At 66.0% G+C, this 13,441-nt stretch carries 8 protein-coding genes; 4 read left to right on the top strand and 4 right to left on the bottom strand.

The features are described from left to right. The first annotated feature begins 12 nt into the window (after positions 1-12). Complete coding sequence (locus tag ACX9OT_RS09345) at positions 13-276, top strand: hypothetical protein (protein ID WP_080355173.1); 264 nt, start codon at positions 13-15, stop codon at positions 274-276. Between the two features lie 140 nt (positions 277-416). Here the strand turns inward: ACX9OT_RS09345 and ACX9OT_RS09340 are convergent, their stop codons facing one another. The 3 genes from ACX9OT_RS09340 to ACX9OT_RS09330 are packed head-to-tail and all read right to left on the bottom strand — an operon-like array spanning position 417 to position 5,530. Further along, the gene (locus tag ACX9OT_RS09340) at positions 417-3,590 is read right to left on the bottom strand and encodes a multidrug efflux RND transporter permease subunit (protein WP_180845358.1); all 3,174 of its coding nucleotides are present in this window, start codon (positions 3,588-3,590) and stop codon (positions 417-419) included. A 15-nt stretch (positions 3,591-3,605) separates the two neighbouring features. Continuing rightward, positions 3,606-4,874 carry an efflux RND transporter periplasmic adaptor subunit gene (locus tag ACX9OT_RS09335; protein WP_459001798.1) on the bottom strand — a complete coding sequence of 423 codons (1,269 nt, stop codon included), beginning with the start codon at positions 4,872-4,874 and terminating at the stop codon, positions 3,606-3,608. Next, on the bottom strand, positions 4,874-5,530 hold the full coding sequence (locus ACX9OT_RS09330) for a TetR/AcrR family transcriptional regulator (protein WP_032127669.1): 657 nt from the start codon (positions 5,528-5,530) through the stop codon (positions 4,874-4,876). The genes ACX9OT_RS09335 and ACX9OT_RS09330 overlap by 1 nt, the downstream gene beginning before the upstream one ends. Positions 5,531-5,780: 250 nt before the next feature. Here ACX9OT_RS09330 and ACX9OT_RS09325 point away from each other — a divergent pair, with 250 nt between their 5' ends. The 3 genes from ACX9OT_RS09325 to ACX9OT_RS09315 all read left to right on the top strand — a co-directional run bounded on the left by ACX9OT_RS09325 (position 5,781) and on the right by ACX9OT_RS09315 (position 12,731). Beyond that, the gene (locus tag ACX9OT_RS09325) at positions 5,781-10,757 is read left to right on the top strand and encodes an NAD-glutamate dehydrogenase (RefSeq protein ID WP_149909403.1); all 4,977 of its coding nucleotides are present in this window, start codon (positions 5,781-5,783) and stop codon (positions 10,755-10,757) included. A gap of 208 nt (positions 10,758-10,965) precedes the next feature. Beyond that, entirely contained in the window at positions 10,966-11,739 is a 774-nt protein-coding gene (locus ACX9OT_RS09320; protein ID WP_459001795.1) for an NAD kinase, read from the top strand. Positions 11,740-11,786: 47 nt separating this feature from the next. Beyond that, positions 11,787-12,731 (top strand): 5'-nucleotidase, encoded by a 945-nt coding sequence (locus tag ACX9OT_RS09315; RefSeq protein ID WP_005417414.1) that lies wholly within the window; start codon positions 11,787-11,789, stop codon positions 12,729-12,731. Positions 12,732-12,860: 129 nt separating this feature from the next. On the opposite strand, the gene ACX9OT_RS09310 is transcribed toward ACX9OT_RS09315, so the two are convergent. After that, positions 12,861-13,412 carry a DUF2939 domain-containing protein gene (locus ACX9OT_RS09310; RefSeq protein WP_132810463.1) on the bottom strand — a complete coding sequence of 184 codons (552 nt, stop codon included), beginning with the start codon at positions 13,410-13,412 and terminating at the stop codon, positions 12,861-12,863. Positions 13,413-13,441: the final 29 nt, after the last annotated feature.

Genomic DNA, 13,441 nt, shown 5'->3' with positions numbered 1-13,441 from the left:
GGTTGGGGATTCATGACGCTGGTGACGCCGATTGCAGCCATCCTGCTGCTGGCGTACTTCTTTCCGCATGAAGGCTCCAGGGGCAACACGCCGCTGCCCCAGGTTCTGTTGGGTGCAGGCATCGGCGCAGCGGTGAACGTATTGCTGGGTTTGTGGCTCAACCGTGCGCCCCGGCAGAAGGGTATGGCTGCACCCCATCATTTCTTCTTTGTGCCGATGCAATGGGCGGCATTGGCTCTCGTGGTGGTATGCGTGGTGGTTGCGCTGCTGCGCTGAGACGCCGGCTTGGCATGCGCCAACCTTGGTTGGCATGGATCCAGCGGCGCCAACCAAGGTTGGCGACTACCGGCTTCATGGCACGAATGAAAAAGGCCCCGGATCGCTCCGGGGCCTTTTCGTTTCAACCCACCGCCGGATCAACGATCCGGGCGGTGCGCGGCTTCGGCGTCGCGCTGGCGCTCCATGAATTCCTTGGAGGACTCATCCAGCTTGTCACCCAGCATGCGGCGCACGACCACGAAGAACACCGGGATCATCAGCAGGCCGAGCAGGGTGGCGAACAGCATGCCGCCGATCACGCCGGTACCGATGGCGTGGCGGGAATTGGCGCCGGCGCCGGTGGAGATCGCCATCGGGATCACGCCCATGATGAACGCGAACGAGGTCATCAGGATCGGGCGGAAGCGCAGGCGGGCCGCTTCGATGGTGGCATCGCGCAGGGTCTTGCCTGCTGCGCGCTGTTCCACCGCGAACTCGACGATCAGGATCGCGTTCTTCGCGGCCAGGCCGATCACGGTGATCAGGCCGATCTTGAAGAACAGATCGTTCGGCAGGCCACGCAGCATCGACAGGCCGAGGGCGCCAAGCACGCCCAGCGGCACCACCAACAGCACCGCCACCGGGATCGACCAGCTTTCATACAACGCGGCCAGGCACAGGAACACCACCACGATCGACAGCACCAGCAGCAGCGTCGCCGCGTTGCCGGCCAGGATTTCCTGGTAGGACATGCCCGACCAGTCGTAGCCGAAGCCAGCCGGCAGATCGTCGTTGACGATGCCTTCCATGGTCTGCATCGCCTCACCCGAGCTGGTGCCCGGTGCCTGCGAGCCGACGATGTTGATCGCCGAGTAGCCGTTGTAGCGGCTCAGCGACGGCGGTGCCGACACCCATTCGGACTTGACCACCGTATTGAGCGGGATCATCGAACTGGTGCCATCGGCGTTCTTGGTCAGGCTGGAGGGACTGTAGAAGCTCTTCAGCGATTCCTGGCCGGTGCGGTACGGACCATCGGCCTGCATGGTCACGCGCTTGATGCGGCCTTCGTAGAAGAAGTCGTTCACGTACACCGGGGCCAGCATCAGCTGGATGGTGCTGTACACGTCCGACACCGACATGCCCATCGACTGCGCCTGCACGCGGTCGACATGCAGCTGCAGCTGCGGGGCGTTTTCCAGGCCGTTCGGGCGTACGCCCACCAGGTGGTCGGGCTTCTGCGCAGCCTGGCCAAGCAGGATGTTGCGGGCCTGGGTCAGCTGCTCGTAGCCGGCACCGCTGCGGTCCTGCAGCCACATGTCGAAGCCGCCGAACTGGCCGAGGCCCTGCACGGTGGGCAGGTTGACCACGAAGATCTGCGCTTCCTTGATGCCGTAGAACGCGCCGTTCATGTTCTGGATGAACTCGGGCGCGGTGAACTTGCGTTCCTCCCATGGCTTCAGGCGGATGAAGCCCATGCCCACGTTCTCGCCGGAACCGACGAAGCTGAAACCGGCCACCTGCAGCATGCCTTCATAGCCGTCCTGCTTTTCCAGGATGCCACGCATCTGCGCGAACACTTCGTTGGTCTGGCCCTTGGTCGAGCCCGGCGGCAGCTGCACGATCGCCAGCGCATAGCCCTGGTCTTCTTCCGGCAGGAAGCTGCCCGGCATGCGGGTGAACAGGAAGCCGCACAGTGCGGTCAGCACCACGAACAGGATCATCCAGCGCGGTGCATGGCGCACCGCCGAAGTGATGTGCCCCACATAGGTATGGCTGATCTTGTCGTAGTACTTGTTGAAGGTGCGGTAGATGATGTTCGGGTTGTCGTTGTGCGTCGGCTTGAGGAAGGTCGCGCACAGCGCGGGGGTGAAGCCCAGAGCCAGGAACGCCGAGAACGCCATCGAGATGGCGATGGTCAGCGCGAACTGCTTGTAGATTTCACCGGCGGCGCCGCCCTGCAGGGCGGACGGGATGAACACCGCGGCCAGTACGACGGTGATCGCCACCACCGCGCCGGTGATCTGGGTCATCGCCTTCTGCGTGGCCGGCTTCGGCGCCAGGCCTTCCTCGGTCATGATGCGTTCGACGTTCTCGATCACCACGATCGCGTCATCGACCACGATGCCGATCGCCAGCACCATCGCGAACAGGGTCAGCTGGTTGATCGTGAAGCCGATCATCCACATGCCCAGGAAGGTGCCGAGCAGGGCCACCGGGATGACCAGGGTCGGGATCAGCGTGGCGCGGAAGTTCTGCAGGAAGATCAGCATCACCAGGAACACCAGGAACACTGCTTCAAACAGTGTCTTGACCACTTCCTGGATGGAGATCTTGACGAAGGTGGTGCTGTCGTACGGCGAGAACCAGGTCACCCCGGACGGGAAGCTGGGCTGCAGCTCGTCCATCTTGGCGCGCACCGCATCGGCCACGTTCAGGGCGTTGGCGCCCGGCAGCAGCTGGATGGCGAAGGCACCGGTCGGCTTGCCGTTGTACTGGGTGTCGAAACCGTAGTTGTTGGCACCGAAGGCGACGCGGGCGATGTCCTTCATCAGCACCCGCGAACCGTCCGGATTTGCCCGCAGGATGATGTTCTCGAACTCCTGCGGCGAACTGAAGCGGCCTTCAGCCGAGACCGTGGCGGTGAAGTGCTGGCCTTCCGGCGACGGGTCCGAACCCAGCGCACCGGCGGCGAACTGCACGTTCTGCGCGCGCACCGCCGCCAGCACCTGGCTGGCCGACAGGCCATAACCCTGCATCTTCTCCGGGTTGAGCCAGATGTTCATGGCGTACTCGGAACCGAACTGCTGGGTGCTGCCGACGCCGGGAATACGCGAGACCTGGTCGAGCACGCGCGAACCAACGATGTCGTTCAGCGCATCACGGTTGATGGTCGGGGTATCGGACTGCAGCGCCACCACCATCAGGAAGCCGGCGTTGGCCTTGGCCACCACCACGCCCTGCTGGGTCACTTCCGAAGGCAGGCGTGGCGTGGCCAGCGAGACCTTGTTCTGCACCTGCACCTGGGCGATGTCCGGATCGGTACCGGTCTCGAAGGTCAGGGTGATCTGCGCACGGCCGTTGGAGGCGGACGATGAGCTGAAGTACAGCAGGTGATCGATACCGGTCAGCTGCTGCTCGATCACCTGGGTGACCGATTTCTCGGTGGTGTCCGCACTGGCGCCCGGGTAGGTCGCCGAGACGGTGACCTGCGGCGGGGCGATGTTGGGATAGGACTCCACACCCAGGTTGAGGATCGCGATCACGCCGCTGAGCGAGATCAGGATCGCAACCACCCAGGCGAAGACTGGATGTTCGATGAAAAATTTAGGCATGACGGAAGGTTCCCGTTACTGCTTGTTCGAATCGGTGGCGGCCGGCTTGGCCGCATCGGCCTGCTCGGGCTTGGCCGCGTCGGCCGGTGCCTTGCCAGCAGCCGGTGCGGTGCCCGCCGGAGCGGCGCCGCCCGCGGCCGGCTTGCCGTTGGCGTCCTGCCCCGGGGTCCACGGCTTGGCCACCGCCGGCGCACCTTCCTTGACCTTCTGCACGCCGGCCACGATCACCTTGTCACCGGCGGCCAGGCCGTCGCTGACCAGCCAGTTGCCGTTCTGCGCGCCATCGGTCTTCACGTTCTTGCGCACCACCTTGCCGTCGGCACCGACCACCATCACGTAGCCGCCGGTGGTGTCGCGCAGCAGCGCCTGCTGCGGCACCAGGTAGGCGTTGTTGCGCTCGCCGAGGTTGGCCTGGAAGCTGACGAAGGCGCCGGGCAGCAGGATCTGCTGCGGGTTCGGCAGCAGCGCACGCAGCGACACCGCGCCGGTGGCCGGGTCGACCGTGGTCGAAGAGAAGTCCAGCGTGCCCAGCTCGCTGTAGGTGCTGCCGTCGGCCAGCTTGACGTTGACCGTGGCCTTGCCGTCACCGGACAGCGCCAGCGCACCCTTGGCCTGCTGCGCGCGCAGCTGGGTCAACTCGTCCACGCTCAGCGAGAAGTTCACGTACAGCGGGTCGAGCTGGTCGACGGTGGTCAGCAGGGTCACATCGCCTTGGCCGACCAGCGCGCCTTCGGTGACCTGCTGCTTGTTGGCCACACCGCTGATCGGCGCGGTCACTTCGGTATAACCCAGGCTGATGCGCGAAGAGGTCACCGCCGCTTCGGCCTGCTTGACCGCGGCCAGCGCGGTGCGCTCGGCCGATTCGGCGTTGTCCAGGTCGGACTTGGAGACGAACTGCTGCGGCGCCAGCGAACGCGCGCGATCCGCGGCCACCTTGGCATTGGCGTAGGTGGCGCGGGCCGAGGCCAGCTGGGCCTCGGAGGCATTGAGCGAAGCACGCAGCGGCGCCGGGTCGATCAGGAACAGGGGCTGGCCCTGCTTGACCTGCGAGCCTTCCTGGTAGACGCGCTTGAGCAGTACGCCCGGCACGCGCGCGCGCACGTCGGCGCTGCGGAACGGCGACAGGCGGCCGACCAGCTCACGCTGCAGCGGCAGGGTCTGCGGCTTGGCGTCGATCACGCCCACCTCCGGCGGCGGGGGCGTCTGCTGTTCCGGCTTCTTGCAGGCAGCCAGCGCGACAGCAACGGCGCACGTCAAGGCAAGGGTGCGGAGTGGGGCGGTCATCAGGAGGAACTCCGGGGTTGGTTTGAAGACGGGGCCGCCGACGGCTGAGGCGCGAAGGCGCGCAGGAAGCTGTCGACGGAGAACTCTGCCCAGCGCCGACGCAGCTGCGCGTCATCACGATGGGGGGTATGGAAACGCTGTTTGTCGAAATCCTGACCGGCGATCATGCTCAGCAGCAGTTCGGCCATGAAGTGCGGGTCGTCATGCCGGAGCTGGCCACGCATGCAAACGGTTTCAATCCATTCAGCAAGATGAAGCGTCAGCGCGCCGGCGCCATGCCGGTACAGCGTACGCGCCTCTTCGGGAAACTGGGCCGCGTCGGCGGCGATCAGCCGACAGGCCTGCCCTACGTGCGGTTGGTTGAAATGCTCCAGGAAGTCGGTGGCGAACTGGAGCAGGCTGGCACGCAGGTCGTCAGTGCGGAGTGCACGAACCATGGCTCCGGTAGCGTGGCCGACATGGCGCTGCATCACCCGGCGCAGCAGTTCCTGCTTGTTGCCGTAGCGCGAGTACAGGGTCTGCTTGGAACAGCCGGCATGCTGGGCCACCGCGTCCATGCTCATCTGCATGCCCTGCTGGGCCAGCAGCTCGCGCACGGCATCGAACACGCGCTCATCGCGTGCGTCGAGGGCAACGGGGAGGTAGGCCGGGTTCACGCGGTGGACTATACCGTCCAGTTCAGGATTGTGGAATCGAATCGGCGTCGCCGCGTGTGTCTTCCGGTAACACGCTTTGCCGATCCTGTCGGCAGTGCTGAAGCGGGCGCCAGCACCATACCGGTGCGAACTGAATAGGCGTCTAAACCGCAGCAAACCCGAATCTGGTTATTCCGTCCTGCAGCAAGGCCTTTTCGTGCGGTAGGGCTACAATTTCATTTTCCCAACTGAGCAAGCGCATCGCTCTGCCATGAAACCGCAAAAAACCGCAGCCAAGACCGTGAAAAACAAGACCAAACCAGCAGAGTCGGAGGTCGCAGTGACCGCTGGTTTCTCCCTGGAGCCGGTGTACACGGCATTGCGCAAGCGTTACCCCGCGGCCGCACAGGCCGAAGCGGTGGCCTTCGCCACTGACTTCTACAAGCGCATGGAGTCGGACGAGTTCCCGCACCACAGCGCTGAAGAGTGGGCCGCTCTCGCGGCTGAGACGCTGGAATTCGCCCGTGCCCGCAAGGCCGGCAAGGCCAACGTCCGCGTGTTCAATCCGACCGCGAAGGCCAACGGTTGGGAATCGCCGCACACCGTGCTGCAGATCGTCAACGACGACATGCCGTTCCTGGTCGACACCGTCACCATGTCGCTGGCCGAACAGGGCGTGGGCGTCCACGTGCTGGGCCACCCGGTGCTGCGCTTCACCCGCGACAAGGCCGGCAAGCTGGTCAAGGTCGGCGAGGGTGATGCCGAGTCGGTGATGCTGCTGGAGATCGACCGCCAGCCGGCCGAAGCCATGGCGGCCATCGAGCAGGCCATCAGCAAGGCGCTGGACGAAGTGCGTGCGATCGTGCGCGACTGGCAGCCGATGAAGGACAAGGCGCTGGCGCTGGCCGACGACCTGGGCAGCCGCCAGCTGCCGGTCGACGACGCGTCGCGCAAGGAAGCACAGGAATTCCTGCGCTGGGCCGCCGACAACCACTTCACCTTCTTCGGCTACCGCGAGTACCGCGTCGAGAAGCAGGGCAAGGAAGAGGTGCTGGCGCCGCTGAACGACACCGGCCTGGGCCTGATGCGCGGCAAGGACAAGTCCGCCGCCCGTCCGGTCAAGACCCTGGCCGCGCAGGGCCTGAACACCACGTCCGGGCTGAAGGACGCGCTGATCCTGACCAAGACCAATGCCCGTTCGCGCGTGCACCGCGCCGGCTACATGGACTACATCGGCGTGCTGGAATTCGACGCCAAGGGCAAGATCATCGGCGAGCAGCGCTTCCTCGGCCTGTTCACTTCCAGTGCCTACAACCGTCGCCCGTGGGAAATCCCGCTGGTGCGCCAGCGCCACGAGCACGTGATGAAGCAGTCGGGCCTGGCCTCGGCCAGCCACAGCGGCAAGGCCCTGCGCCACATCCTGGAAACCCTGCCGCGCGAAGAACTGTTCCAGTCCAGCGAGGACGAACTGTTCCGCACTGCCATGGGCGTGCTGGGCCTGCAGGAGCGCGTGCGCAGCCGCCTGTTCCTGCGCCGCGACAAGTACAGCCGTTTCATCTCCGCGCTGGTCTACCTGCCGCGTGAGCGCTTCAACACCGACGTGCGCCTGCGCATCGAAGCGATGCTGAAGGACGCGCTGCACGGCGAGTACGTGGACAGCTCGGTGGTGCTGGGCGAATCGCCGCTGGCCCAGGTGCACCTGATCGTGCGCCCGAAGCCGGGCGAAATGCTGGACGTCGATACCGCCGAACTGGAGCAGAAGCTGGCCCAGGTGCTGCGCAACTGGCAGGACGACCTGCGCGAAGCGCTGGTGACCCGCCACGGCGAAACCGAAGGCCTGCGCATCGCTGCCCGCATCGGCAAGGCACTGCCGGCTGGCTACATCGAAGACAACAGCACCGCCGTTGCCGCCAACGATGTCAGCCAGCTCGATGCCCTGACCGGCCCGGACGACCTGCGCCTGAGCCTGCAGGCCGTGCCGCGCGAAAGCGGCGATGGCCTGCGCCTGAAGCTGTATCGCCAGCTGGACGACATTCCGCTGTCGGACGCGCTGCCGATGATGGAAAACATGGGCCTGCGCGTGATCGCCGAGCGCCCGTACCGCCTGTCGGTCGACAACGCGCCGGTGTACGTGCAGGACTTCGAGGTCGAGTCGACCGCCGGCGCGATCGATGCCGCCAGCGTCGATGAAGCCTTCGGCGAGACCTTCGCCCGCGTCTGGCATGGCGATGCCGAGAACGACGGCTTCAACCGCCTGGTGCTGGCTGCCGGCCTGCACTGGCGCCAGGTCGCCATGTTGCGCGGCTACTGCAAGTACCTGCTGCAGACCGGCGTGCCGTTCTCGCAGGCCTACGTGGAAGGCACCTTCGCGCGCTACCCGCTGCTGGCCCGCCTGCTGGTCGAGCTGTTCGAAGCCCGCTTCGATCCGGCTACCGGCCATGAGAGCAAGGACGATATCGCCGCCGGCCAGGCCCAGCTGAAGGCCCACTTCGATGTGCTGGCTGCTGGCGACGACGCCACCCTGAAGGTGCTCAAGACCGTGGTCGACGCCCGCAAGGGTGACCGCGACGCGCAGATGCAGGCCGCGCGCGATGCGCTGCTGAAGCTGATGGACCGCGTGTCCAGCCTGGACGAAGACCGCATCCTGCGCTCGTTCATGGGCGTGATCGACGCGACCCTGCGCACCAGCTACTACCAGACCGATGCCAACGGCCAGCACGGCCATGTCATCAGCTTCAAGTTCGATTCGGCGCTGGTGCCGGACCTGCCGAAGCCGCGCCCGTACCGCGAAATCTTCGTCTACGGCCCGCGCGTGGAAGGTACCCACCTGCGCTTCGGCGCGGTCGCCCGTGGTGGCCTGCGCTGGTCGGACCGTCGCGAAGACTTCCGTACCGAAGTGCTGGGCCTGGTCAAGGCGCAGATGGTCAAGAACACCGTCATCGTGCCGGTTGGCGCGAAGGGCGGCTTCTTCGCCAAGACCCCGCCGGTGAACGGCGACCGCGACGCGATCTTCGCCAACGGCGTGGCCTGCTACAAGCTGTTCATCCAGGGCCTGCTGGACATCACCGACAACATCGTCAACAACAAGATCGTGCCGCCGGTGGATGTCGTGCGCCACGACATGGACGATCCGTACCTGGTGGTGGCTGCCGACAAGGGCACCGCGACCTTCTCCGACATTGCCAACGGCCTGGCCATCGCGCACGGCTTCTGGATGGGCGATGCGTTCGCCTCCGGTGGTTCGGTCGGTTACGACCACAAGGGCATGGGCATCACCGCACGCGGTGCGTGGGAGTCGGTCAAGCGTCACTTCCGTGCGCTGGGCCGTGACAGCCAGAGCCAGGACTTCACCGCGGTCGGCGTCGGCGACATGTCCGGCGACGTGTTCGGCAACGGCATGCTGCTGTCGCGCCACATCCGCCTGGTCGCTGCGTTCGATCACCGCCACATCTTCCTGGACCCGAACCCGGATGCAGCCACCACGTTCGTCGAACGTGAGCGCCTGTTCACCGTGCCGCGTTCGAGCTGGGCGGACTACGATGCCAAGCTGATCAGCAAGGGCGGCGGCGTGTACCCGCGCAGCCTGAAGTCGATCGAGATCACCCCTCAGGTGCGTGAAGTGCTGGGCCTGGACGAGAACGTCAAGGCGCTGTCGCCGAACGACCTGATGAGCGCGATCCTGAAGGCACCGGTCGACCTGCTGTGGAACGGCGGCATCGGTACCTACGTCAAGGCCGCCAGCGAGCAGCACAGCGATGTCGGCGACCGCGCCAACAACGCGCTGCGCGTGAACGGTGGCGAGCTGCGCTGCAAGGTGGTGGGCGAGGGCGGCAACCTGGGCATGACCCAGCTGGGCCGCATCGAAGCTGCCCAGGCCGGCGTGCTGCTCAACACCGACTTCATCGACAACTCGGCCGGTGTCGACACCTCCGACCATGAAGTCAACATCAAGATCCTGCTCAACGATGTGGTGCGGGCCAAGAAGTTGACCGTCGAGCAGCGCAACAAGCTGTTGGCCTCGATGACCGATGAAGTCGCCGAGCTGGTGCTCAACGACAACTACCGCCAGAACCAGGCGCTGAGCCTGATGGAGCGGATGGCAGTCAAGCGCCTGGGTTCCAAGCAGCACTTCATCCGTACCCTGGAGCAGCAGGGCCTGCTTGATCGCCAGATCGAGTTCCTGCCGTCCGATGCCGAGCTGTCGCAGCGCAAGGCACGCGGCCAGGGCCTGACCCGTCCGGAGCTGTCGGTGCTGCTGTCCTACTCCAAGCTGGTGGCGTTCGCCCAGCTGCTGGATTCGGACATTCCGGAAGATCCGTACCTGTCCAAGGAGCTGCAGCGCTACTTCCCGACCCCGCTGCAGAAGAAGTACGCCGACGCAATGGAGCGTCACCGCCTGAAGCGCGAAATCATCGCCACGGCCGTGACCAACCAGACCATCAACCGCATGGGCGCCACCTTCCTGATGCGCATGCAGGAAGACACCGGCCGTTCCATCGCCGAGGTCGCCAAGGCCTACACCATCAGCCGTGAAACGCTGGATGCGCGCGCGCTGTGGGCGCAGATCGATGCCCTCGACGGCAAGGTGCCGGAGTCGGTGCAGATCGATGCACTGGAAGTGATCTGGAAGCTGCAGCGCTCGTTCGTGCGCTGGCTGCTGTCGCGCCCGGGCGCGATGCCGGGCATCACCGAAGCGGTCAACCGCTACCAGGGTCCGTTCAACGACATCCGCGTTGCTTCGGGTGTGCTGCCGGATTCGCAGCGTCCGACCTACGAAGCCCTGGTGGCCGAGTGGAAGGAAAAGGGCCTGCCGTCCGCGCTGGCACAGCAGCTGGCCGAACTGCACTTCCTGGAGCCGGCGTTCGACATCATCGAACTGGCCCGTACCCGCAAGCTGAAGCCGGTGGACGTGTCCAAGGTCCACTTCCGCCTGGGCGATGCCCTGCAGCTGCCGTGGCTGTTCGAGCAGGTCGACGCGCTGGAGGTTAATGGCCGTTGGCACGCCGTGGCACGTGGCGTGCTGCGTGACGAACTGGCGGCCAACCACCGCAACCTGGCGGGCCAGGTGCTGGGCACCAAGGGCAGCAGTGCTGAAGCCAAGGTGGCGGCCTGGATGGGTCGCGACGACAACAGCCTGCGCTTCACCCTGGCGATGCTGGCCGAACTGGCCGAGCAGAAGACCCTGGACTACCCGACCGTCTCGGTCGCGGTGCAGCGCCTGGGCCAGCTGGCCGCGCATGGTGCGTAAGTGATGTAACGCCGGGCCACGCCCGACACGTGTAGAACAGAACGGCCCCGCGAAAGCGGGGCCGTTTTGTTTTGCGGCGCATGCCTGGGACGGGTAGTGCCGGCCGCTGGCCGGCAACCCCATGGACCTCCCCGCAGATAGGCGGTTGCCGGCCAGCGGCCGGCACTACCGGGTATGCTCTTGCTGGCACACCCACCCGGATCCACCGATGAGCGACACCCCCCGCATCGCTTTCCTGGCCAGCACCACCGAGCCCGCGCAGATGGCCCGCGCCGCGATGGTCTCGCGCTATGGCGATCACGCGCCGGAGCAGGCGGACGTGCTGTGCCCGCTGGGCGGCGACGGTTTCATGCTGCAGACCCTGCACCGGCACGGGCACCTGGGCAAGCCGGTGTTCGGCATGAAGCTGGGCACCGTCGGCTTCCTGATGAACCAGTACCGTGGCGACGACGACGTGCAGGCGCGCATTGCCCGTGCCGAACCGGCCAACCTGCGCCCGCTGGAAATGGTGGCGTTGACCGAGTCGGGCACCAGTACCGGTTCGCTGGCCTACAACGATGTGTCGCTGCTGCGCCAGACCCGGCAGGCGGCGCATATCGGCATCGACCTCAACGGCCAGGAACGTGTGGCCGAACTGATCGGAGACGGCGTGCTGGTGGCCACCCCGGCCGGCAGTACCGCCTACAACTATTCCGCGCACGGACCGGTGCTGCCGCTGGGCTCGCATACCATCGCGCTGACGCCGCTGGCCCCTTACCGGCCGCGACGCTGGCGCGGGGCGATCCTCAAGGCCGACACCGAGGTGCGTTTCCGCGTGCTTGATCCGTACAAGCGCCCGGTCAGCGTCACAGCGGATTCGCACGAGACCCGCGACGTGGTCGAGGTGACCATCCGCGAGTCGAAGGACCGCCGCGTGACCCTGCTGTTCGACCCGGAGTACAACCTGGAAGACCGGATCCTGAGCGAACAGTTCGTTTTTTGACGACAATAGGCGGCCGGCCCCGCCGACCGCTTGAAGGACCCCCACCGATGGGCGACAACTCCCCCCGTTTGCTGACCGTCGCGGTGACCTCGCGCGCCCTGTTCGACCTCGAGGAAAGCCATGCGCTGTTCGAGAGCGATGGCGTGGCGGCCTATGCCGAATTCCAGCGCCAGCACGAGGACGATATCCTCGGGCCCGGCGTGGCCTTCCCGGTGGTGCGCAAGTTGCTGGCGCTGAATCAGGGCGCCAGCCCGGAGAACCCGCGGGTCGAGGTGATCCTGCTGTCGCGCAATTCGGCCGATACCGGCCTGCGCATCTTCAATTCGATCCAGCACTACGGCCTGGGCATCATCCGCGCAACGTTCACCGCCGGCGAGCCGACCTGGCCGTACGTGAAGCCGTTCGGCACCGACCTGTTCCTGTCGGCCAACCCCGAATCGGTGCGCAGCGCGCTGCGCCATGGCATCGCGGCGGCGACCATCCTGCCCAAGCCGCCGGGCGAGACCGCCGCCGCGGCGGCCGACCAGATCGATACCGGTCGCCCGGCCGGTCAGCTGCGCATCGCCTTTGACGGTGACGCCGTGATCTTCGGCGACGAGAGTGAGCGCATTTCGCGCGAGCAGGGCGTGGAAGCCTTTGGCCGCCACGAACGCGAGCGCGCCCGAGAGCCGCTCAGCGGCGGGCCGTTCCGTGGCTTCCTGTCGGCGCTGCACACGCTGCAGGAAGTGTTCCCGGCCGGAGACAGTGCACCGATCCGCACCGCACTGGTGACCGCGCGTTCGGCACCTGCGCACGAACGGGTGATCCGCACCCTGCGTGAGTGGGGTGTGCGCCTGGACGAAGCGCTGTTCCTCGGTGGCCGCCACAAGGGCCCGTTCCTGCAGGCGTTCGGCGCCGACATCTTCTTCGATGATTCGCAGCACAACATCGACAGCGCCCGAGAGCATGTAGCCGCCGGCCACGTACCGCATGGCGTTGCCAACGAAGGATAGGGTCTGGTAGTTGCCAACCTTGGTTGGCGCTGTTCTGGATGCATGCCCACCAAGGTGGGCATCTACCAGAGCGCTGTACCCCGGTAGTCGCCAACCTTGGTTGGCATTGCCGTCAGGCCACGGGTCCGGTCACGGGCTGCCCGACATCCCCAGCTGCAGGTCCACCACCTTCCAGCGCAGGCCCTGCGGTTCCAGCACCACCTTCAACGGCGGCTGGCCGGGGCCGCGATCGACATCGATCACGAAGCGGTCCAGCGCTTCGAAATGATGTTCGGCATGCTTCAGCGGCCGTGCCGGTTCGGTCGCACCGAAGGCATCGCCGCCCTGCAGTTCATTGCGGCCGCGCTTCCACAGCACGTGACCCTGCAGCATCGCGCCGATCCCGGTCGGGGTCACCATGGTGTCCACCGCGGCACCACCAAGCTGGTCGCCCAGCCCGTACAGCAGGGCACCGAACGGGCTGGCCGCCACATCCGGGCCGGCTTGGCGCACCAGATAGTCATTGAGCTGCGCGCGCAGGCTGCTGCGCACGCGCGGGAAATCGACGTAACGCTCCAGGCGCGCGGTGTCGCGTTGCTCGATGGCCTTGGACAGGCCATTGACGGTCATGTACGGGCCGCCGAACCACCATGCGGCCAAGGCCAGGACCAACAGCCCAACGAGTGCGGTGAGTTTCTTCATGCCGCCCAGACTGCCGCAACCGCAGCAGC

The organism is Stenotrophomonas genospecies 3, assembly GCF_054473855.1.
The sequence above is the reverse complement of the archived record's forward strand: the minus strand, read 5'-3'. Positions and strand labels throughout refer to the sequence as shown.